Here is a 23,024-nt window from a genome sequence, read left to right as displayed (position 1 = left end):
TTACATAACAAATTAAATATTAACGTATAAAAACTAATAAGAATGAATTTTGACTTTGCAGAAAAAATAAATTTGAACCTTGAAAATCTTGACTTTGAAAAAGCAATTAATTTAGCGGAAAAAGAGCTTAGCGAAATTACTAAGACAGAGTTTCACGACATTATTGGTAAAACATTTGCAAATCCTATCGACGATTTAGTAAATTGGATTGACAGTTTTTACAAAGAAATTTCGAAGAAAATTGAAATCAAAACAATGTACTTTGAAATGAACGAATTTGACATAAATACTGATGTTTGGTATATAGACGGAATAGCTTATAAAGAAGACGGCGGTCTAGACCTTGAAGATATGGAATGGCTTTCAGATTGTAAAAGAGATTTAATGACAACAAAAGAATTTGTGTTGACAGGTTACGAAAAATTTCAAGGGTTATTTGAAACGATTGAAGAAAAGGAAGAAAATGACGAATGGACAGATGAAATGCAAGATGCAAGAGATTGGTGTGAACAAATTATAATTTCAAGGTTTATGGAATTAATGAAGAAAGCTCACGAAACTGCGAAACAACGAAAACTAGATTGGGGAAATATTCCAATTTATTTTACCGAACATGCCTATGATTTTATAGTTAAATCAGAAGTTTGAAAAAATGCCAGCTGCTAACAAGGTTTTTCGTCAGGCGGGCTGAAGTGCAAAATTCAACAGCAGTTTTTCAATTGAACTTTAGTAATAAAACCAGCTTTTGTGCTTCGAAATCCCGCCCGAACGCAAAGCCACAAACGTTGTATGCTATGCTGCCAAACCGAAACGAAAAAACACAAAAAAAATAAACAAATGACTAAAATAAAAAATACTTTTTTTCTTTATCTAATAATTATAATTATCCCTTTTACATCTGTTTCTTGTCAAAGCAAAAATGAAAAAGAATTTGTTCAGTTTGTTGTGCAACCCGAAGTAGAGATTGGAAAATCTATTGACTTTAGCATTCATTTTGAGGAAAAACCAGACAGTATTTGGAGTAGTAATGTCGAAATTAATGGCTTGGAGTTAACCGACAAATTAGACGAAACATTAAATAATATAAAAGAAAGTGAAATGACAGATGATAACCATAAAGTCATTAAAACATTTTATTCTTTCTACACCTATGCTACACCTACAAAACTTGGTAAAATAGAGTTCCCGATTTTGTCGGTAAAATATAAAGGAAAAGTATATAAGACTTTGCCATTTTCAATTAATGTTGTGGAGAAAATTAAAGTCAACCAAGATGCTATAAAAGTAATTTGGTCGACAGAAAAAACGACATATAAAGAAACAGATACTATAAAAATCAGTCTTTATGAATATTCAAAATTTTCACAAACAAAAAGAACACATTCATCTGCAAAAAACCTTTCGCTAACAGGAAAGGAAAACCAAATAAATGTAAGTGTTGAAGAAACCATCGACAATATTGCAGGAATAGATGATTTTGAAAAAATGATAGACCAAAAATTTGAAATTTTAAATGTTGATTGGAATATGTTTAACAACAGACAATCAATGGAAAAAGTAGAAAATGAACTTTATATTAAAACATTAATTTTAGAATTAAGTCTTCTACCAAAAACAAAGGATGCATTTGATGTAGGTCCAAGTGATTACGATTTTTCTATTAACAAAAGTAATACTGACTATTTCAATAAATTTGTTCCTAATGACAAAGGAAGTTATAAGATAACTGAAAATAGTTCAACAACATTGAAAATCAAATCAAATAAATTGACAATCAAAATAGAATAAAGCACATCATACAATCGAGTAGACTGCCCTGCCAGAAACTAGCAGGGAGAGCCTCTCAAATGTTCACATTCACGAAATCCTAAAAAAACAAATAAAACTTTGAGTACACCACCGAGCATACGGGTCACGTACTCGGCGGTTCGCAAATCATCAATCAAAAGCTCTTTACACCTTTTGAGCTATCCATAATTTACTTTAAGACTAGGCTAAGATAACTTTCCTAGTCGAATTTCTTGGAGATTTACGTTCAGTCCTTCTTTGTTTGTGAGACCTGTACATTTCTTTTGCACCTCGTTTGCCACAAGTACTATGACCTCTGCTGACTTCTTTACCTAACCAACTCGTGGTTTTCAAGACCTCCCCTGGTAAACGCTTTTTCCTTCCGTCTATCCCCGCTGCATCAACATCTAGTAGATTTTGTATTCTTCGGACTTTACGTTGCTGTGGACGCTTATCCCCTACTAAATGCCTCTTATGCAATTTACTCACAAGTTTTTATTATTTTTTTGGTGTTCGTGATATCGCTTCGCTAAATTCTGTTCGTCGGTACAGACTTTTGCCGTTTATTCACGAAGTTTTCATTTTCTTTTTTTTTGGAGTTCATGAATGCTTCGCATTTAGCTTCCTTCAGTGCATACCTCACGATAAACCACCTTGCCACGTGCTAACGATTCGGGTTTCAACCGCTCGTAAGGGACTTACACCCTCTGGAAAAATTCGGACACACCCCAAAATTTATTAGAAAAAGTTTGTATTTTAATCAAAAATTTGTATTTTTGAGTTTTTTCTAATGCTTACGGGGTGTGCCCTGCGGATGCAGGGCACACACAGCATATTTATGAAAATGGCGGGTTTAGTGCTAAAAGTAAACTTTGTGCATCAAAGTAAGTTAAGTGCTAAAAAGAAAAATCCGTTTTCAAAAGCCGCCACTACATAAATATGCGAAACGTTGGTGGTAATTCCCCCTAGACTCACGCCCTGACCCCGTAAGCTAACGGTACGAAAGCGAAAAAATTAAGAGGAATAATAAAAAAATAAATATTGTAAATGATTGATTTACAAAACATTAATAAAACGTTAGTTAGAATTTTAAAAACCAAAATATAAATAATTAATACATTTATGAAATATATTTTAACATACCTATTCCTTTCTCCATTTTTAGTATTTTCCCAACAGAAATATTTCATTTATGAATATAATAAACAATATGGGATTGTTTCTAATGATGGAACTAGTATCATTGATTCAAAATATAAGGAATTAGAAGATTATAAGACGATAGATAGCTTGGCAATTCTTAAAAATGAAAAAGGAAAGACACTATTGTTTCATTTATTTAATGGCACATTTGAAGAATATGACCAGATCTCAACAAATGAAGTGTATTTAGAAAATGAGTATTTCTCATTAATAAAAAATAATGGAAAACAATTTTTGAAAGGTGAAAAAACAAACACAATTATTAGTTTAGATAAAAATTTCACGTCTATTAAAAATTTAGGTCCCAATTATGTTATAGTAACATCTGACACTGATGTCACAAAGAAAACAACTGTTAATGTAGAAAAATTTGAGTTGAAAAAGGGTTATGTTTCTAGTAAGGATAAAAAAGGGTATCCATTACCTCCACCAGATCCTAAAAAAAACCCAATTGCGTACAATAAAGTGATAAAAAAAGAAATAAAGAATATAACATATCGCAAAAATTTCTTTATATACACAAATTCAAAAAAGCTACAATTCATAAAAGAATTAAATGCAGAAAGTAGTTTAGCGAAAGTATATAAAATTGTAACAAAAGAAAATAAAAAAACTTATGACAGCATAGCCTATAATTCACAAGAAAATTATGAAAATATAAACCCTTGGGATCATTTTTTATATGAAAATTTTGATTATTTGGTTTTATGTGATGATTGGTATTTTATCGAACCTGCTATTTCTCTATTTGACAGTCAATTCAAAAGCAAAAATTCATTCAATTATACTAAAAATAGAGAAGGATTTTCTCAGGAGTTAGAAGATGCCATAGAAAAAAAATTAAAAATAAGCAGTAAAACAATAGATGTAGAATTGGCAGAATATACAATAAGTCCAATGGCTTATTCAGAAAGACAAGAAAGAAAGGAATTTTTATTGATTGAAAATATAGAAGGGCTAAATGTTGTAAGCTACCTAGACAATAATAATTATGTTTTTATGTTTAAAACGCCTTATAAAGTAAAACAATATGACAGAAAGAACAAAGGAATTATTAGATACCAAATCGAAATAATGGATGATAATAACAATAAGATAATATCTCTATTAGATAATAAAAATCCCAAATTGAACATCCCAACAAACTACCTAAATTTGTTTAAAATAGATTACAAAAAATAAAAAACTGCCACCAATCGAGTAGACTGCCCTGCCAGAAACTAGCAGGGAGAGCCTCTCAAATGTTCACATTCACGAAATCCTAAAAAAACAAATAAAACTTTGAGTACACCACCGAGCATACGGGTCACGTACTCGGCGGTTCGCAAATCATCAATCAAAAGCTCTTTAGACCTTTTGAGCTATCCATAATTTACTTTAAGACTAGGCTAAGATAACTTTCCTAGTCGAATTTCTTGGAGATTTACGTTCAGTCCTTCCTTGCTTGTGAGACCTGTGCATTTCTTTTGCACCTCGTTTGCCACAAGTACTATGACCTCTGCTGACTTCTTGACCTAACCAACTCGTGGTTTTCAAGACCTCCCCTGGTAAACGCTTTTTCCTTCCGTCTATCGCTGGTACATCTACATCTAATAGGTTTTGTATTCTTCGGACTTTACGTTGCTGTGGACGCTTATCCCCTACTAAATGCCTCTTATGCAATTTACTCACAAGTTTTTATTATTTTTTTGGTGTTCGTGATATCGCTTCGCTAAATTCTGTTCGTCGGTACAGACTTTTGCCGTTTATTCACGAAGTTTTCATTTTCTTTTTTTTTGGGAGTTCATGAATGCTTCGCATTTGGCTTCCTTCAGTGCATACCTCACGATAAACCACCTTGCCACGTGCTAACGATTCGGGTTTCAACCGCTCGTAAGGGACTTGCACCCTCTGGAAAAATTCGGACACACCCCAAAATTTATTAGAAAAAAATTTGTGTTTTAATCAAAAATTTGTATTTTTGAGTTTTTTCTAATGCTTACGGGGTATGCCCTGCGGATGCAGGGCACACACAGCAGTTTGGCAATATGGCGGCTGAAGTGCTTCTATGAAACATTTGTGCAAGGTTCATCAGCAGTAATTCTATTGAACTTTTGTGCTAAAAATCCGCCACATCGCCAAGCCGAAACTCGTTGTGCGATATGCTAAATCGAAAGTGTATAGAATGAAAACATTATGGACAATTAATATTAATGACCAAGATTATTTTCCACCAAATCACAATTTAAAACCTGTAATTTGGAAGAATAAATTGTTTTATACATTTAAAACTATCGATAAAAGTAAAATTGACTTAAACGGACTTTATACAACAAAAATTTGTATTTTGGAAGTCAACTTAAAAAATACTGAAACCAATTATAAAGAATTTTCAATTTCACACATTATTAAAAAAGTAAAAATTTATAGTTCAGAAAATTGGAAATATATTATATCAGAAACCACTTTAAAGTTAGACATTGGAATTATGTTAAACATTTCCGATAATGAAATTATACCAGATTATGAACAAACAAAATTGGAAGAATTTAAAGTTAAATCTGAATATCAATTTGAGAATAAAGTGTTGAAATATAATCAACGCTCAAAATTAGAGTGTTATGACAAATCATCAAAAAAACTAATTTGGGAACAAAAAATTAAGGGTTATATTTATACCGAAATTGAACAATGGGAAAATTTTATTTTTTTTGGAACAGCTGGAAAGGGCGGAGCATTTTACTGCATAAGTTTAGACAAAGGAGAAAAACTAACTGAATATATTAATGGAGATGCTTCTGAATTTTCTTGGTTTAAGGAAAATATAATAATCAAAGACATTAAAGGAAATTTAGCAAAAATAAACGCTAAAAGTGGAGAAACAATTGAAGAACTGAAACTAAAAAATAAAATATCATATTATTCACCAATATTAGTTGATGGGAATAAAATTTTTGCACGAGTATTTGACAAAAAAGAAAATTTACCAAAACTAATTTGTGTTGAAATATGATAACGAATGAAGCACAATCGCACAACCGCAGTTTCAAGAAAGCTGGGCAAAAGGCTAAATTTAATGTTTATTTTGTACTTGAATGTTAAGTGATTAACCGAAAGTTAAGGCAAATTTAACCCAGCCTTCTTGAAGCTGCCAAACGTCAGTCTGTGAAAAAACCAACTCAAAAAGAGAAAGAATTCGGATACCTGCCGGAGAAAAATTCCATACAGCCAATTCTCAAGGACTCATTTTGAGTTTTTTCACAGTCTGACGTTAGGCAAAATATTAAAAAAGACACCTTCAACCATATAATACATTAAACTATGAGCAAAATTTTCACATCGATTTTTATTCTTTCAAGTCTGATTTCATTTGGACAAAATTCTGCAATTGACGATTTATGGAAATTGTACAACTCACAAGATTTAAAATCGGTAATTGAACAAGCGAAACCACTTCTTGAAAATGACCCTAATAATATTGACTTAAATTTATTAATGGGGCGTTCATACACTGACCAAACAGATTATAAAAATGCGATACCTTATCTTGAATCGACAGTAAAAAATGATAATAACAATTCTTGGTGCAAAGCTTGGGCACTTGGATATTTAGGTACTTGTTATTTTATGCTCCAAGATTATGCCAATTCAAAAAAAACTACTAAAGAATGTTTTGATTTAAATGTTACTAAAAATGTAACACAATATGCGTACAAAAGAATCTTGTTGTTTGGATTTGACGATTTTTACAAGAATTGGAAAATTGTTGAATCGGATAGTTTTAGATTTCATTTTCAGAACATGAGTGATTCTGACATAAAAAGCTATGTATCATCAAGAGAAGAGACTTTTTTGAAAATAAATCAATTCTTTAATAGCAAATTGCCAAAAAAGATTGATTTTTTCGTTTGGGAATCAAGAGAGGATGCAAAGAACCTGTTAAAAGCTAATTTAGGATTCGCTGACCCTGGATTTTGTATTGTACATTCTCATTATCAGCAAACAAAAGGACATGAAATGACCCATGTTATATCAAACTATTCGACCAAGATTATTAATAAAACTGGATTGATAAATGAAGGTACGGCAGTATGTTTTGACCAAACAAATCAGAATAAAGAGCAAATTGTTAAGGATTGGATAAAAGCAAACGACAAAAAAATTTCAATAGGAGAGATTTGGGTCAACTGGAAAAATTATCCTGAGGATTTAACATATCCGCTTTCTGGATTATTTGTAAAAGAATTGCTTGATAAATTTGGTAAGGAAAAATTCATTGAGTTTTTTGGTAATCAGACTTATGAAAATGCGAAATTAGTTTTCGGTGATAGTCTTGATAAAGTGATTAAAGATTTTGAAAATAAGATGAATACATAAAAAACTACTTTGCCTAACACATGGTATAGTGCATGCGGGTTTTAGAGGTATTCGAGCGTTTGTGGCTCGTAAAAAAGGTCGGTGTAAATTGATAGGAAATCGCTTCGTTCTCCCGCACGACACCATACCATCAACGTTATGGGCAACCCTAAAACCGACACCATACAATGAGTATATTTAAAAAACTATTTGGTGGTTCTGACAAATCAGACTGCAACTCCGAGAACAAAAAACTCGACCTTGAAAAACTGCTATCTTCTGACGACTTAAACGGTAGCATAATCGAAGTTGACAATTACATCGGTGACCTTTGCTTATACGGAGATGAAATGGACAAGCTAACGGAACAACAGAAGCAATTTTATTATAATCAATGTTTGGAAAGAGAAATAAACAATGGTGGGTTTAACCAATATTTTTTTAACTCAAGTGGCGACTTTGCTCATAAGACAGTTCAGTCCTTGCAGACAATAGGTGCAAACAAAACGGCTGCCATTTTGCAAAAAGCAATTGACCAATTTCCGAATAGTATTGTTCCAGAAGACAGAACAGAACGACAAGATATTTTAGAGCAAATACAAGAAACGGCAGACCTTGTTTGGGAAACACTTGACCAAAAGTTTTTTAGTTACGAAGACGACTTGAACACGCTGAATATTGAATTTGTAAGGAAAAATAAAGACAAATTTTAACTTGATGGAAAGAAGGGCAGCCCATAATCGAGTAGACTACCCTGCCAGAAACTAGCAGGGAGAGCCTCTCAAATGTTTACATTCACGAAATCCTTTAAAAAACAAATAAAACTTTGAGTACACCACCGAGCATACGGGTCACGTACTCGGCGGTTCGCAAATCATCAATCAAAAGCTCTTTACACTTTTTGAGCTATCCATAATTTACTTTAAGACTAGGCTAAGATAACTTTCCTAGTCGAATTTCTTGGAGATTTACGTTCAGTCCTTCCTTGCTTGTGAGACCTGTGCATTTCTTTTGCACCTCGTTTGCCACAAGTACTATGACCTCTGCTGACTTCTTGACCTAACCAGCTCGTGGTTGCCAAGACCTCCCCTGGTAAACGCTTTTTCCTTCCGTCTATCCCCGCTGCATCTACATCTAGTAGATTTTGTATTCTTCGGACTTTACGTTGCTGTGGACGATCATCCCCTACTAAATGCCTCGTATGCAATTTACTCACAAGTTTTTATTATTTTTTTGGTGTTCGTGATATCGCTTCGCTAAATTCTGTTCGTCGGTACAGACTTTTGCCGTTTATTCAGGAAGTTTTCATTTTTTTTTTTGGAGTTCATGAATGCTTCGCATTTGGCTTCCTTCAGTGCATACCTCACGATAAACCACTTTGCCACGTGCTAACGATTCGGGTTTCAACCGCTCGTAAGGGACTTGCACCCTCTGGAAAAATTCGGACACACCCCATAATTTATTAGAAAAAAATTTGTATTTTAATCAAAAATTTGTATTTTTGAGTTTTTTCTAATGCTTACGGGATGTGCCCTGCGGATGCAGGGCACACACATGGTATTGCCAAAAGCGGGGCTTCGGTATTTAAACAAAGTTTTGGTAGTTCTAAAAACTTTTGTACTTTAGCCAAGCGATAGTGCAAATTTAACCCCGCCTTCGGCAATACCCGCCCGTTGTGTGCAACCTTAAAAGACAACCATGCCGACAATAGAAATAACTTCAATGAACTCAACAGGACTTGGATTAAACCAATACGAATTTGATATTGCATTCATTGAAGAAAAAAAACTTAGAAGCCATCGTGGACTTTTTTATGCTGAATTAAAAAAACAAAGAGGTGTAATAATACATATTGGAAATCCAGACATGAAAAACGATAAAGATGGTGGTTTTTTCGCTGGTCAAATAATTGACTGGGATTTTGAACCTTGTGATATTGAAATTCCGCAAATAGACCCAAATGACCCGACTGACAATTGGGGTGCGAATCAACAATACTTATTTAAGTTTTTAGACAAGTATAAAATAGACATAGACAAAATATTGAAAATCGCACTTGACAATTCCCCAATTAAAAAAATATGTTTTCTAACTGACTATCAATTTGGTCCAGAACGTGGGAAAACAGAAATTATATATACAATAAGTGATTTTTGGACAGAACATGATAATAATGGATTATGTTTAAATACGATGTATGAAATGTATGGAAGATAAAAAATACTGCGTACAACATCTAGAGTTTCGTTGCGGCTGAAAGCCGAGCAATGAATTGTAATCAACGAATACCTATAAAAAATATAGTTAATGAGTTAAACTCATGTTGAACGAACTGAAAGAAAACGAATACCTATAAAAAATAAAAATCCATGAGTTAAACTGATTATATTCAAACCCCTTATGGGTTTTCCGAAAAGTTTTTTGTTAGGATTTCAAGAGGATTTAGTTACTCTTTTTTATATCTATTTATTTACACCTACAAGGTTTTGGAAACCTTGCAGGTGGGATAATGTAGTTCGCCACTCCCACACAAATCCCTTCGCATGCTTATCAGAAATTCCTTTAATATGTTGCATGGTTAATTGTACAAAAAATAATAATAAAAAACACTATTTTATTTCATAGTTTTTTATTATTTTTAAAAGATATTTAACGGCAGTTTTTTTACAGGCTGCCGTTGTAGGTCATCCTGTCAGAATACTCAAAACCAAAGAAACATTTGTAAAACAACAAATATTTTAGTAAATTTGTAAAGTGATAGAACAAAAAAAAATAGAACTTGATTTTGTGGTTGATGCTTTAACAAACTCAATCAGAAATACGATTTCGGGAGACAGTTTCCGAACAGAAGTTTTACGTTTGACAAAAAACGATTTGAAGCAAATTACTAAAAAGAATGGTTGGAACTTCAATTGGAAAACCGAGTTAGAGAACAATATCAAAGAAGTTTATAAGCTTACAATAGTTGGTAACCCAAATATTGTTCAAGGTTTAGTGAGTTTAACAAAAAATTCAGACCATGTTTATATGGACTTGCTTGAAAATGCACCATTTAATTTGGGACGAAACAAACTCTATGAAGGTGTTGCTGGAAATTTAGTTGCTTATGCTTGTAAAATTTCTTTTCAAAAAGGATTTGAAGGGTACGTTTCATTTACTGCAAAAACGCAACTCATTGAGCATTATCAAAAATCATTAAATGCAATAAACATTGGTGGACAATTAATGATAATTAACACCTTGTCAGCCAATACATTAATTGATAAATATTTTAAAAACGAATAGTTATGGGATATATTAAAGAACCTGAAGGAGTTGACTTCGTGATAAACGGAAAACCCTTAACAGACAAACAAAAAAAAGAAATCAGTGAATTTATCAAAGCCGACAAAAAACGCATTTCTGAAATAAAAATCCATAAAACCAAAAGCACGAACTCACAACAAGATATTGCCAAAAGCAGGGTTTAACTGCTTCTATGAAACATTTGTACAAGGTTCAACAACAGTAATTCTATTGAATTTTTGTGATAAAAATCCGCCACATCGCCAAGCCGAAAAACGTCAGGCTGTGAAAAAACCCTGTTTATTATCCAAAAAACCAAAAAAACGCTGGTTTTTGAATGTAATAGAAGCCATTTGCGAAAGGGTTATTTTTAAGCAGCATTATTTTGTTGCCAAATAATGTGGGCTGTAAAACGATGTTTTGAGGTGGGTTTGGGTAAAAAAATAATAATAAAAAACACAATTTTATTTAATTTTTTTATTATTTTTGAAAATATTTAACGGCTGTTTTTTCACTGACTGACGTTAGCAGATAGTGCAGAAAAAATCAGTAGAAAAAGAAAAACAAAACAGAAATGAAGCAAATTTTAACTCTTATAATTCTTGTTTCTTTTAGTAATTGCGGAAAAAATATAAAAATGAAAAAATTCAATTCCGAATATAATTATTCAGTAAACATTCCTGAAAATTGGAGTGAATATGAAACTGATGAAAAAAACACAAATGCTTTTTTTGACACAGCTCAATGGACAGGAAATTTAAGAATAACTCCAATGAATTATGAAATCAAAAATGCAAAGGGATTTTTAAGAGAAATATTAAGAGAAGAAAACGGCCAAAATATAGATTGGAAAAATATACAAGGAGTTTACTATGTTGAAAATGTAAAAAATGAAGAAATAAATTATTGGTGTTTAATAGAAAAGAACAAACTTTACATTTGCTCTTTTACTATTGGAAATCTTAATGGAAAAAGCGAAATTGAAATGGAATTAAAAAAGATTGTAGAAATATTGAAATCAATTGAAACTAAATAAAGCACCATCTGCTAACAGCTAGCCTTTCGTTGCGGCTGCAAGCCGAGCAATGAATTGTAATCAACGAATACCTATAAAAAATAAAAATACATGAGTTAAACCGATTACATACCGTAAACACTTTATGGAGTTATCGAAAGGGTTTTTGTTAGTATTTCAAGAGGATTTGGTCCTATTTTTTTATGAAAATTTGTAAATAAATGCTTTTTATTTCATAGTTTTTTATTATTTTTGAAGAATAATTTACTACATCCGAATAACCAACTGATATTTATAATAATTTTACCAAAAAAATTACATATTAAGAAATAAAATTACAATGACTAAATTATTAAATTTTCTTTTATTTATTCCATTAATTTCATTAGCTCAAGAAAAAAGCGAGCATAAATCTGTTTATCCAAATTATGTTGGAGATATCGAATTTAATGCAACAATTGACAATAAAGATTTTGAATTATGCAATTCAAAACATATTTTTCAATACTTTAATAATTCTGGTGGTTTAGAATACGAAGGAGAAAAATTGGCGATTGAAAAAGAGTTTACTGAAAAATACAAATCTGAAATAGTTATAAATGAAACGGGGTTAATAAGAATTAATTTTGTTGTTAATTGTAAAGGAAAAACAGACCGATTTCGATTGATATCAATGGACGAAAATTATGAAGAAAAATTTTTTGCTCCAACTATAACTGATCAATTGATGCGTATTACAAAAAACCTAAACGGTTGGAAAGGAAAAAAATACAAAGGAAAAGATATAGATTATTATCAATATTTGATTTTTAAAATTGAAAATGGACAATTAAAAGAAATATTACCATGAAAAAATTAATTTGTTTACTAATATTCTTCCCCATTTATTTGTTTTCTCAACCCAATTGTAATGCCTTTTTATACAAAGGAGATACCTTACAATACAAAGCCTGTATTGAAGCAGAAAAAATTGAAAATTTTTATCAATTTCAAAAAGAATTTCATGAAATTTTAGATAATTCCATTAAAATTTGCCCTAATTTTGCATACGCTTATAGAGAAAAATCAACAGCATATTTAAAAAGTGGCGATTTTTTAACTTGGAAAAACTTAATAGACAAAGCCGTAGCATTAGATTTTGGTTTAAATTTAGGATATCGTGCTTGGTGTCGTTATCAATTTTTTCGAGATTATAAAGGAGCAATTAAAGACATTGAAAAACTTGACAGTTTAGTTAATTATGATATAGGATATTCAATAAATGGCGATTATCATTTGAATTTTGCAAAAGGAATGTGTTATAGTGCAATTAATCAAAAGCAAAAAGCAATAAAAATATTCCATGACCAATTGAATACAAAAGGTTATTCCGCTGGTTTGTATGATTATTTTCAACTCGGAGTAACTTATTATGAAACAAACGATGTGAAAAATGCTTTAAAATATTTTGATAAACAAAGCAAAATAAACGAATTTGCTGACAACGAATATTATAAATGTAAAATCTATAAATTACTAAAAAACGTAGCAGAATATAAAAAACATAAAGAAATAGCATTAAAATTATATAACGAAAATAAAAAATTGTTTGATCAATATACTAGACATTTCAATAGTGTTTATTATGAAACTATAGCCAATGAATAATAAATTAAGTACTAAATTTTTTTTAAATTTAAAATTTTTTTTTATGAATTTTAACAATAAAAAAAATATTTTTTTACAATATTCTTTTTTATGTATTTTTTCTTATTTTATTATTTTTGAAAAATATTTACGGCAAGTTTTTTCACATACTGACGTTAGTGGCAAATGTTTAAAACGATAATCAAAACAAGTATGGTAACAAATTCAAATCTACATTATCAAATAATTAAAGAAATTATTGACAATGGTTTCGCACCTAATGTTGACGACCTTGCTAACCTTTTGCAAGCAGACAAAGAACAAGTAACAAAGGGACTTTACGAACTGCAAGACTATCATGGTGTAGTGTTACATCCAAATGAACCGAAAGTTTGGGTAATACATCCATTTTCACTTGCTCCTACAAATTTTTATGTTCAGACAAAAAAAGGACAATGGTGGGGAAATTGTGCTTGGTGTTCATTAGGAGTAGCTGCATTACTTAATGAAGACGTAAAAATAACGACCACAATCGGAGCAGAAACAAAACAAGTTGAAATCAATATTGTAAATGGACAAATTCAAGAGAAACAATATTTCATTCACTTCCCAATACCAATGAAAAATGCATGGGACAATGTAATTTACACTTGTAGCAATATGTTAGTGTTTGAAAATGAAGAACAAATAGACAGTTGGACAAAACGACACAACATTCCAAAAGGAGACATTCAACCCATCGAGAAAATTTGGACATTTTCAAAAAAGTGGTATGGTAACCATCTGAATCCAGAATGGACAAAATGGACTGTTGAAGAAGCGAAACGAATATTCGGAGAATTTGAACTTAAAGGTAAGGTTTGGGATTTGGGAAACTCGAAAGAAAGATTTTGAAAACAGTCGGAAGAACACCTGCCACCAACAGCTAGAGTTTCCAGAGGCTGAAAGCCGAGCAATGAATTAAAATCAACTAATGCTTATAATAATCCATAACCTAAACCGATTACATTCACGCCCCTTATGGGTTTATTGAAAAGTTTTTGTTAGCATTTTAAGAGGATTTGGTTTCTCTTTTTTTGAAAAATTTGTAAATAAATGCTTTTTTATTTCAATGGTTTTTATTATTTTTGAAAAATATTTAACAACAGTTTTTTAACAGACTGACGTTAGCGGTAAGTATTGACAAACAAAACGCTTAAAAATGAAAATAAGAAAAATCAAAACAAAAGACATAAAGAATTTATCGAAACTTTTTGATAATTATCGGGTTTTTTACGGAAAGAAATCTGACTTACAGGGTTCTGAAAAATTTTTATATGAAAGAGTTAAATATAATGAATCTGAAATTTTTGTTGCTGAAAATTATAATGAAAAATTAGTTGGATTTGTTCAGTTATATCCAATTTTTTCTTCAACAAAAATGCAAAAACTTTGGCTACTAAATGACTTATTTGTAGAAGAAAATCAAAGAGGAAAAGGCGTTTCGGTTTTGCTTATTGAAGAATCTAAAAAATTATGTATAGAAACCAATGCTTGCGGACTTATTTTAGAAACAGCCAAATCAAATGAAATTGGAAATAAACTTTATCCTAAAGCTGGATTTTCATTAGATAAGGAACACAACTTTTATTCGTGGGATAACAACAATTAAGAAAATGAAAATATCGAAAGACAATACAAAATTACTAATGTTCGGGCAAAGCTCTGAAAGGCTCACTTTTCGTCGACTTGAACAAAGTGATTTTGATGAATGGTTGAAATTTTGTGAAGACCCAAATTCATTAAAATACATTTGGTTAACAGACAATGACTCTGCCAATGAAAAATGTAAAGTTTGGTTTGACAGGGTTTTTAACAGATATAATAATCATTTAGGCGGAATGAATGCTCTTATTAAAAAAGACAACAATGAATTTGTCGGACAATGTGGAATTCTTATTCATACTGTTGACGCTGTTGAAGAACTTGAAATAGGTTATTCATTAATGCCTGAATATAGAGGCAAAGGTTTTGCACTTGAAGCAGCAAATAAGTGTAAAGACTATGCTTTTGCGAACGACCTATCAGACTCTTTAATCTCAATAATTCATATTGACAATAAAGAATCTGAAACAGTTGCGATAAAAAATGGAATGAGACTTGACAAAACAACGTCTTATAATAATAGCAAAGTAAACATTTTCAGAATCAATAAATCGGACTGGAATAATGAAAAACTCAATACTGCCAGCCACCAACAGCTAGGGTTTCGTTGCGGCTGAAAGCCTAGCAATGAAACTCCAGTTGTACGGAACCGATTATATGCACACCCCTTATGGTGTTATCGAAAAGTTTTTTGTTAGTATTTCAAGAGGATTTGGTGCCTCTTTTTTTATGAAAATTTGTAAATAAATGCTGTTTTTTTTTGATCGAATATTTGAAAGTTGGTATTGACTTGTTTAGCCCCGATAGCAATGGAAATCCTTTTGTTTTTTGTTTCGTGGGGTTGTTTGTTCCATAAGGGCTGTTTTTGTGCATGGGCCTCTAATAGAAATGGGCAAAAAACAAAAGATTGCAATGGATAGCGGGACAAGTGTTGATTGAAAACGGGGTGTTGTGCTACTTATATTTATACATTAGTCATATTTATTGGTTTATTTTTTGTTTTATTTTTTATTAAAATATAATATTAATACTTTTTTTCTTGTTTTTTTGTTAAATATAATGGGCTACGCTAGTTTACTATTGCTCGGGTGGCAACAGTGGACTAAAGTATCCATTTTGGTGTTAGACTAATTTAGAATCCTACGGCTGCATTATCGCCACGCTTGTCGGCACCGCCTTCGAGTGTGCCGTTGGGTTGCACCAAAATAGCATCGACCTCGCCAATGATGGGGTTTTCTTTTTCGTTGATGTTATATCCTTTTGATTTTAAGTCAATTAGCAGTTGAGGATTGAAGCTATTGGGCTCAAATGTTACCACATCGGGCAGCCATTGGTGGTGAAAACGAGGGGCATCTACGGCTTGTTGCATGGTCATTTGGTGTTCATACACGTTTAGGATTGTTTGCAAAACCGACGTAATGATGGTAGAACCGCCTGGAGTTCCTACTACCATATACAATTTGTCATTTTTTTCTACAATAGTTGGCGACATGGAGCTGAGCATCCTTTTTTGTGGTGCAATGCTGTTGGCCTCCGAGCCTGTAAGCCCATATAAATTGGGTATTCCGGGTTTTGCACTAAAATCGTCCATTTGATTATTTAAGAAAAAACCTAATTCTTCGCAATATATTTTGGAGCCATAATTGTCGTTGAGGGTTGTGGTTACGGCAACGGCATTGCCAAAGGGATCTACAATGGAATAATGTGTGGTTTGTTTGCTTTCGGTATTTTGGGTTCGACCAGCAGCAATTTCTGAAGATTTAGTGGCTTTGTCAAATGAAAAATCGTGCATCCGTTGGGCAATATAGGTGTTGTTGAGCAGTTGGTCGAGGGGGATTTGTACAAAATCGGGGTCGCCCAAAAAGTGGTTTCTATCTGCATAAGCCCTTCTTTCGGCTTCGGTAAGTAACTGAATGGTTTTCAAACTGTTGTGTCCCATTTCGGCCACAGGATAAGGCTCAATCATTTTCATGATTTGGTTCAAACAAATGCCACCGCTACTGGGTGGAGACATGGAGGTTATTTTTAAATTTTTATAAGAAAAAGTAATAGGTTTTCGCCAAACGGCTTGGTATTTGGCTAGGTCGCTAAAAGTCATATTGCCTCCTTTTTTATGTAGGAAATTGATTAATTTTATAGCCGTTTCTCCTTCATAAAATTCTTTTTTTCCGTTTTGTGCTATTCGTTTGAGTGTTTTGGCAAGTGCTGCATATTTGATGGTATCGTTTTGCTTGTATTTTTTAGAAAAAAGGCTCTGATTGCCATTAATTTCTATCAACTTGTCGTGGTATTCGTTTAAACTTTCGGCCTGAAAAGCGGTAACAACCACTCCCCTTTCGGCTAGTTGGATTACGGGTTCCATGATTTGCTTGATGGGTAATGTACCCCATTTTTCGTGTACGGCAAAAAGCCCTGCTATGGTTCCTGGAACACCCACTGCGTAGGCGGTTTCGGTACTTTTGCCTGGCACTACATTGCAATTTTCGTCTAAAAACATGTCTTTGTCTGCCAATAAAGTGGCTTTTTCTCTATAATCCAAAGCCCCAGTTTCGCCATTGGCTTTTCGATATACCATAAAACCGCCCCCGCCAATATTGCCTGCCTGCGGATAGGCCACGGCAAGTGCCAACTCGGTTGCTACCATAGCATCAAAGGCATTGCCGCCTTGTTGCATGATTTGGACTCCAATTTTGGAGGCTTCTTCTCGGGCAGCAACTACCATTGCTTTTGACGTTTGTAGCCCTTTTTGAGCATATACAGCTTTACTTACAAACAATAAAACTATTATGATTTTTGAAATTCTAGACATAGTAAATTTAATTTTTCATTAGAAAATGATTGCAAATTTATAAAAAATTCAAAAAATTCAGTTTCAAATTCGTTATAATATTTTTTTAACACTGCAATTGCAGCACTCATATTGGATTCGTTTTGCATTCGTTTGTCCATTTGAACTAAAATTTGATGCAAACCTTCGAGGGATTGGTAGCTTTCGAGCCAGTTTTGAACTTTCATATAGGGCAACAAATGTTTTGTTTTATCATTCAAAAAATCCCAATGTGTATAGAGCGATTGATAGAAATTTTGTACATAATCGCTGAGTTTTTCATCGGAAAATTGCGACCAATTTTTTGCCAAAAAATGATCGTAAAATATATCGACAATAATGCCCGAATAATGCCCAAAGTCTTGATGCAGTCGGTGTTTGCTTTGTCTAAACACGGGGTGAGCATCTGTATAAGTATCTATGGCTCTGTGCAATACAATCCCAATTTGTATGTCTTTTGGATAGGTTTCAAAATGTTTGCCACGAATACCATCGGCCATAAAATTGCCAATTTTAATCAAATCGTTGTTGTTTGATAAATAAATATGAGCCAAAAAATTCATAGTCTGCTTGTTTGTATCAAATATATCGGTTTTTTGTTTACGAAACACATTTTTATTGACTTGTTTTTTAATTTTGATACTGTCCTACAAAAAATTATAATGTATAAAAAAAGACTTTTGCAAAACAAGCAAAAGTCTTTTTAAAATATTCTTTGTTAAGGATGGCTACATAAATCAGCCCAATAGTACTATATTATTTTTGGGCGTTCCCCAAGGGTCGGGCTATCCGTTGCAATCAACGTTCATTGAACTCCAAAAGAAATATCATATTGTGAAATAAACTTTCTTGATTACCACATTCAGAAACTATATTCGTGCAAGACAACACCCCTTTTGGGGGCTGGGGGGCTTCTAAAATGATTTCCACTACTATCCCTAACGCAACAACTTTAAATAATGGTATGCTACCTTTAATATTAAAATTTGTAGCTCAATCTTACAAATACAAATCGGCCATTTTGACCAAATTGCGACACGTTTCTTGAATAAGCAAATTGATTGTTGTTAGACAAATCGATAGTTGCAGGAGCGTTTGTATAAACAATATTTCCGCCAGATAACGAAGGTTTAATGGCTTTTTGAGTTGTTAAATTCAAATCTGGATAAATGTCTAATAAGTTATTGGCTCCCAAAACAATTTTAGCATGTTTGTTTACATTGTATCCAACAGAAAAATCAGTAATAATTCTGGCACCCCAAATAGGATGTTCGGTTTCCACTACCTGACCATTGATGATGGCACCATCAATTTTGCCATCGCCATTAACGTCGGCAGTATTTGGATCTGTAACTTGTCCAAAATATACGTTTCTTAAAAAGAAATCAAATTGATGAACAGTCATGGTGTTCGTTAAATTGGCTTTAACTCTTGGAACGGCTTCTTCCAAATATACTCTACTTGATTCAGAATAATAACGGTTGATTTGTCCATTTGCTTCCAAAATTGATGAAGCATGAATATCTCCAATTCGGTTTGTTTTTGAAAAAGTGGCGGCCAAATCTGATTTCAAAGTTAAATCGCCAAAATGAGCTTTGTGGCTCAAAACTACATCAATTCCTTTAGTTTGAGTATCGATACCATTGGCAAAAAAAGTTGCAGCGGTAGCATTGGCACTGTCAAACAAAGCGTTCAAAGTAGCTGCTGGGGTTCCTGCCGCTGGTGTTCCGCCAGGTCGAGAAAATTGGTCTGTTAGCACTACTCTGTCTTTGATTTTAACATAATAAGCATCGGCAGAAAGGGTGATGTTTACCGAAGGAATTTTGGCCGTAAAACCTAAACTAGCACTTTGAGATTCTTCTTGTTTCAATTTTGGAATCCCTAAAAGTTGTGCGGCTTGCGAATCGTTTGCAAAAGTCCCTACTTCAAATGGTACACCTCCAACAAATTGAGTTGCAGTTGAATTAAAGTAAATTTGATGTAACGATGGTGCTCTGAATCCAGTAGATACAGCCCCTCTTAAATTGATTTTGTCTGTAATTTTGAATCTTGAAGCTACTTTAAAATTGGTAGTGTTTCCAAAATCCGAATAATTTTCATATCGAACTGCTGCATCTACCATCCATTTGTCGGTAACATCATATTCTAAATCGGTATAAAATGCATAGCTGTTTCTTCCTTTGTCCACTGCATTTGCTGGTTTGTAACCTGGAAATACTTGTGAACCGCCTGGACGTAATGAACCAAAAAAGTCAGAAACTTGAAGTAAACTTGGGGTTGTCCCTGTTACAATTCCACCATTGATATCGTATTTGTTATACGAATCTGGTTCTCCAGCAATGATTTTGAAATTTTCTACTCGATATTCGGCACCAAAAGCCACATTCAAAGCACCCAATTTTCGGTTTACATCAAAATTTGAGGTATTTTGAAAAAATCGCAAACCACCCGCATTGAAACTGGTTTTAGAATTTTCTCTTAAAGTTGAATTTACCGTATTTTCGATACTGTATCCAAAGTAGTTCATCCCAGAGGTATTACTCAAATCAAAGTTCCATTTGTCAAAAATTTTACCTCTCAAACCGCCTGCAATAGATCCATCGTGAATGGTCGAGTGTATTTCTGGCAAAAACCCATCCAAATACAAGCCTGTATAAGAACGGCTTTGATTTGGTTTTCTATAAAATCCCGCAGATTCTCCATCTCTAAAGCTGGCACCACCAAAGGTGTAAAGCTCTAATTTATCTGTTAAAGGATAAGCTGCGTTCAAAAAATATTGAGCACTTTGCAAAGAAGATTGCCCTACTCTCATATTAAAATCTTTTCTTTCTTTGCCTCTAAATACCAACTCATTATCTGTTACATCAAAGTTTAATGCAGTTTGTAATCCCGCAATAGTACTAGCACCCGCAATTGCGGCTTGTTGTGTAGGCGTAAAATAGGCTACTTGTGGAGCATAAGTATGAATAGCACTAATAATTTGAGCGGTATTTGGAGTATTGTTGATGTTTCCAAACAAGCTGTTGATGTTAAAACCATTTTGAGCTGCTCTAAATTCTACTGCATTATAGGCATTATAAATTGTATTATTCTCATTATTAGCTCGACTTGTAGCGTCTCTTAACTGAAAACTAGCCGTCATGTTGATAAATCCTTTTTCTTTGCCTAAACGGGATCCCCAGTTCATATCCAATTGGTAATTGTTTCCATCGTGTCCGCCACGGTGGTCATTGGCATTTTTGGAATAATTACTGCCCGCAAACATGGCAATATCAAATTTGTTGGTGTTTTTTTTCAAGTTCAAGTTAATAACTCCCGCAATAGCGTCTGAACCATATTGAGCAGAAGCACCATCTCTTAATACTTCGATTTTTTCGATGGCAAAAGCAGGAATGGCATTCAAGTCGGTACCCACAGCCCCTCTACCTGGAGTTCCATTGATATTAACTAATGAAGACGTATGACGTCGTTTTCCATTGATTAAAACTAAAACTTGATCGGGCCCTAAACCTCTTAATTGTGCAGGGTCTATGTGGTCGGTTCCATCGGCTACAGTTTGAGTGTTTGATGTAAATGATGGAGCTACCATGTTCATGATTTGGTTCAAATTGACTTGTGGCCCCTGAGAGGCAATGTCTTTCATCCCAATTACATCAATAGGCACGGCCGATTCTGTTACAGTACGGGCAGGGCTTCTAGAACCTAAAACTACAACATCTTGCAAAACTCCCGAATTTTTTAGGGTTACGTTTTGTGTGGCTCCCGTAACTTTAATTAGGACTGTTTCTAGCCCAACATAAGACATTTTTAATTCATCGCCCACTTTGGCCATTATGACATATTTCCCATCTAAATCGGTTGTAGTGCCTTTTGTAGTGCCTTTTACTGCCACAGAAACTCCAATTAAAGGAGTGTTTGACTCATCAGACACTACACCACTTACTTTAATTTCCTGAGCAAAATTGATTGCAGTAAAAAGTAAAGTAATAAGTAAAATCATTTTCTTCATTTTATTTTTGTTTAAAATTAGTTTACAAAATTACACAAATAATTCTATAATTAAAAAATATATTTACTGATACTTTTTTTTAAAACAAAATCACTTAAAAAAGAATTATCTTTACAATTTAAATATTTGGATTGCAATATGTTAAATATTTTAACACCTTTATAAACAAAACATCAATTTTGGATATTTCCAATACCTACACCCTACTCAAACTTCCAATCCTTAATTTGCTGTGGGGTTTGAAATGTCCAAGCTATGAAACGGCTGTTTTTTTGGCCTTGGGCCATGGAAATGGTGTGGTGTTGGGCAACATTCACGCGGTTTAGGGTGTTGTAGATGGTTTTTAGATGGACTTTTTTAGACACTAAAGTAGTAAACCACAAGCATTGCATAGGGTATTTGGCACTTTCATAAATCATTTGATTGATAAAAGTTAGCTCGCCACCTTCGCACCAAAGTTCGTTTTGATTGCCACTAAAATTCTGACCTTTTGCTGTATTCAAATGGGTAGTTTTACGGTTGTTGTGTTGCAAAACCTCGTCTTCTGAACTGTGAAAAGGTGGATTACAAATACTAAACGTAAACTTATCCTCGGGCAAAATAATGTTTTTGAAAATATATTTTATATTAGTTTGCAATTGAAGGCTAATATAATCTACTAAATTGGGATTTTTAGAAATAATTCGTTTGCAATTTTGTAAGGCTTCTTCGTTAATATCGGTGCCAACGAAGCTCCATTGGTACAAATGATGTCCTAAAATTGGGTATATACAATTGGCACCAATACCAATATCGAGCCCCAAAACACCATCGCCAGTGGGAATGGTGCCACCACAATGTTGGCCTAAAAAATCGGCCAAATGATGGATATAATCTGCCCGTCCAGGTATGGGTGGACACAAATTGAATGGGGGTATGTCCCAGTATTGCAAATCATAATAGGTAATTAGTAACGATTGATTCAAACACTTTACGGCCTCTGGATTGGCAAAATCGATGGTTTTGGTATTGAATTCATTGACAAACACAAATTTTTTGAGCATTGGGCATTGAGACATAAGCAACTCAAAATCATAACCGTCTCGGTGTTTATTTCGTGGATGCATGGGTACTTTGTCTGTCGTATTTTTAGATTTCATGGATTCCTTATTGTATTACAACTATTGCATTTTGATTTTTTTATGTAACAAAAAAAAACAAATGTAATGATGTTGTTTTCATTTTCAAAACTAAAGCAAAGATAATCAAATACTTGTAAAATTACTATGGCAATGTTGTTTTATTTGTACTGT

Annotated in this window: 19 protein-coding genes; 15 read left to right on the top strand and 4 right to left on the bottom strand. The window is 33.1% G+C overall.

Going from position 1 to position 23,024, the window contains the following annotated elements:
- Positions 1-42: 42 nt before the first annotated feature.
- From FBFL15_RS06395 to FBFL15_RS06305, 15 genes are all read left to right on the top strand, one after another.
- Positions 43-648 (top strand): hypothetical protein, encoded by a 606-nt coding sequence (locus tag FBFL15_RS06395; protein WP_014083810.1) that lies wholly within the window; start codon positions 43-45, stop codon positions 646-648.
- Positions 649-837: 189 nt separating this feature from the next.
- Positions 838-1,788, top strand: coding sequence for a hypothetical protein (locus FBFL15_RS06390; protein WP_014083809.1), 951 nt, complete (start codon positions 838-840; stop codon positions 1,786-1,788).
- A 1,122-nt stretch (positions 1,789-2,910) separates the two neighbouring features.
- Entirely contained in the window at positions 2,911-4,173 is a 1,263-nt protein-coding gene (locus tag FBFL15_RS06380; RefSeq protein WP_014083808.1) for a hypothetical protein, read from the top strand.
- Positions 4,174-5,155: 982 nt separating this feature from the next.
- The gene (locus FBFL15_RS06370; RefSeq protein ID WP_014083807.1) at positions 5,156-5,983 is read left to right on the top strand and encodes a hypothetical protein; all 828 of its coding nucleotides are present in this window, start codon (positions 5,156-5,158) and stop codon (positions 5,981-5,983) included.
- Positions 5,984-6,291: 308 nt separating this feature from the next.
- Positions 6,292-7,347, top strand: coding sequence for a tetratricopeptide repeat protein (locus tag FBFL15_RS06365; RefSeq protein ID WP_014083806.1), 1,056 nt, complete (start codon positions 6,292-6,294; stop codon positions 7,345-7,347).
- A gap of 167 nt (positions 7,348-7,514) precedes the next feature.
- Positions 7,515-8,039 carry a DMP19 family protein gene (locus tag FBFL15_RS06360; RefSeq protein WP_014083805.1) on the top strand — a complete coding sequence of 175 codons (525 nt, stop codon included), beginning with the start codon at positions 7,515-7,517 and terminating at the stop codon, positions 8,037-8,039.
- Positions 8,040-9,024: 985 nt separating this feature from the next.
- Entirely contained in the window at positions 9,025-9,543 is a 519-nt protein-coding gene (locus FBFL15_RS06350) for a hypothetical protein (RefSeq protein WP_014083804.1), read from the top strand.
- A gap of 537 nt (positions 9,544-10,080) precedes the next feature.
- Positions 10,081-10,611, top strand: coding sequence for a hypothetical protein (locus tag FBFL15_RS06345; RefSeq protein ID WP_014083803.1), 531 nt, complete (start codon positions 10,081-10,083; stop codon positions 10,609-10,611).
- A 2-nt stretch (positions 10,612-10,613) separates the two neighbouring features.
- Entirely contained in the window at positions 10,614-10,796 is a 183-nt protein-coding gene (locus tag FBFL15_RS06340; RefSeq protein ID WP_014083802.1) for a hypothetical protein, read from the top strand.
- A gap of 389 nt (positions 10,797-11,185) precedes the next feature.
- Positions 11,186-11,647 carry a DUF3805 domain-containing protein gene (locus FBFL15_RS06335; protein ID WP_014083801.1) on the top strand — a complete coding sequence of 154 codons (462 nt, stop codon included), beginning with the start codon at positions 11,186-11,188 and terminating at the stop codon, positions 11,645-11,647.
- A 319-nt stretch (positions 11,648-11,966) separates the two neighbouring features.
- Complete coding sequence (locus tag FBFL15_RS06330) at positions 11,967-12,476, top strand: hypothetical protein (protein ID WP_014083800.1); 510 nt, start codon at positions 11,967-11,969, stop codon at positions 12,474-12,476.
- Entirely contained in the window at positions 12,473-13,273 is an 801-nt protein-coding gene (locus FBFL15_RS06325; RefSeq protein WP_014083799.1) for a hypothetical protein, read from the top strand. Before FBFL15_RS06330 ends, FBFL15_RS06325 begins: the two co-directional genes overlap by 4 nt.
- 192 nt (positions 13,274-13,465) lie before the next feature.
- Positions 13,466-14,146: an alkylmercury lyase family protein gene (locus FBFL15_RS06315; protein WP_014083798.1), complete on the top strand. Its 681-nt coding sequence runs from the start codon at positions 13,466-13,468 to the stop codon at positions 14,144-14,146.
- A 307-nt stretch (positions 14,147-14,453) separates the two neighbouring features.
- Entirely contained in the window at positions 14,454-14,903 is a 450-nt protein-coding gene (locus FBFL15_RS06310; protein WP_014083797.1) for a GNAT family N-acetyltransferase, read from the top strand.
- Between the two features lie 37 nt (positions 14,904-14,940).
- Positions 14,941-15,513: a GNAT family N-acetyltransferase gene (locus tag FBFL15_RS06305; RefSeq protein WP_231847491.1), complete on the top strand. Its 573-nt coding sequence runs from the start codon at positions 14,941-14,943 to the stop codon at positions 15,511-15,513.
- Between the two features lie 515 nt (positions 15,514-16,028).
- Here FBFL15_RS06305 and ggt read toward each other — a convergent pair.
- The 4 genes from ggt to rlmF all read right to left on the bottom strand — a co-directional run bounded on the left by ggt (position 16,029) and on the right by rlmF (position 22,871).
- A complete protein-coding gene (gene ggt, locus FBFL15_RS06300; protein WP_014083794.1) occupies positions 16,029-17,705 on the bottom strand; it encodes a gamma-glutamyltransferase in 1,677 nt (558 codons plus the stop codon).
- A complete protein-coding gene (locus FBFL15_RS06295) occupies positions 17,681-18,286 on the bottom strand; it encodes an acyl carrier protein phosphodiesterase (protein WP_014083793.1) in 606 nt (201 codons plus the stop codon). The genes ggt and FBFL15_RS06295 overlap by 25 nt, the downstream gene beginning before the upstream one ends.
- A 416-nt stretch (positions 18,287-18,702) precedes the next feature.
- Entirely contained in the window at positions 18,703-21,732 is a 3,030-nt protein-coding gene (locus tag FBFL15_RS06290) for a TonB-dependent receptor (protein WP_014083792.1), read from the bottom strand.
- Positions 21,733-21,935: 203 nt separating this feature from the next.
- A complete protein-coding gene (rlmF, locus tag FBFL15_RS06285) occupies positions 21,936-22,871 on the bottom strand; it encodes a 23S rRNA (adenine(1618)-N(6))-methyltransferase RlmF (protein ID WP_014083791.1) in 936 nt (311 codons plus the stop codon).
- Between the last annotated feature and the right edge of the window lie 153 nt (positions 22,872-23,024).

Origin of the sequence: Flavobacterium branchiophilum FL-15 (assembly GCF_000253275.1) — a bacterium.
Taxonomy (GTDB): domain Bacteria; phylum Bacteroidota; class Bacteroidia; order Flavobacteriales; family Flavobacteriaceae; genus Flavobacterium; species Flavobacterium branchiophilum.
This window is presented reverse-complemented; position numbering and strand designations above follow the sequence as displayed.

Coding starts and splice junctions, on each gene's coding strand:
- ggt (WP_014083794.1), bottom strand. CDS start 17,705: ATGTCTAGAATTTCAAAAATCATAATAGTTTTATTGTTTGTAAGTAAA.
- FBFL15_RS06310 (WP_014083797.1), top strand. CDS start 14,454: ATGAAAATAAGAAAAATCAAAACAAAAGACATAAAGAATTTATCGAAA.
- FBFL15_RS06365 (WP_014083806.1), top strand. CDS start 6,292: ATGAGCAAAATTTTCACATCGATTTTTATTCTTTCAAGTCTGATTTCA.
- FBFL15_RS06350 (WP_014083804.1), top strand. CDS start 9,025: ATGCCGACAATAGAAATAACTTCAATGAACTCAACAGGACTTGGATTA.
- FBFL15_RS06335 (WP_014083801.1), top strand. CDS start 11,186: ATGAAGCAAATTTTAACTCTTATAATTCTTGTTTCTTTTAGTAATTGC.
- FBFL15_RS06380 (WP_014083808.1), top strand. CDS start 2,911: ATGAAATATATTTTAACATACCTATTCCTTTCTCCATTTTTAGTATTT.
- FBFL15_RS06340 (WP_014083802.1), top strand. CDS start 10,614: ATGGGATATATTAAAGAACCTGAAGGAGTTGACTTCGTGATAAACGGA.
- rlmF (WP_014083791.1), bottom strand. CDS start 22,871: ATGAAATCTAAAAATACGACAGACAAAGTACCCATGCATCCACGAAAT.
- FBFL15_RS06290 (WP_014083792.1), bottom strand. CDS start 21,732: ATGAAGAAAATGATTTTACTTATTACTTTACTTTTTACTGCAATCAAT.
- FBFL15_RS06295 (WP_014083793.1), bottom strand. CDS start 18,286: ATGAATTTTTTGGCTCATATTTATTTATCAAACAACAACGATTTGATT.
- FBFL15_RS06360 (WP_014083805.1), top strand. CDS start 7,515: ATGAGTATATTTAAAAAACTATTTGGTGGTTCTGACAAATCAGACTGC.
- FBFL15_RS06390 (WP_014083809.1), top strand. CDS start 838: ATGACTAAAATAAAAAATACTTTTTTTCTTTATCTAATAATTATAATT.
- FBFL15_RS06395 (WP_014083810.1), top strand. CDS start 43: ATGAATTTTGACTTTGCAGAAAAAATAAATTTGAACCTTGAAAATCTT.
- FBFL15_RS06330 (WP_014083800.1), top strand. CDS start 11,967: ATGACTAAATTATTAAATTTTCTTTTATTTATTCCATTAATTTCATTA.
- FBFL15_RS06315 (WP_014083798.1), top strand. CDS start 13,466: ATGGTAACAAATTCAAATCTACATTATCAAATAATTAAAGAAATTATT.
- FBFL15_RS06305 (WP_231847491.1), top strand. CDS start 14,941: ATGTTCGGGCAAAGCTCTGAAAGGCTCACTTTTCGTCGACTTGAACAA.
- FBFL15_RS06325 (WP_014083799.1), top strand. CDS start 12,473: ATGAAAAAATTAATTTGTTTACTAATATTCTTCCCCATTTATTTGTTT.
- FBFL15_RS06370 (WP_014083807.1), top strand. CDS start 5,156: ATGAAAACATTATGGACAATTAATATTAATGACCAAGATTATTTTCCA.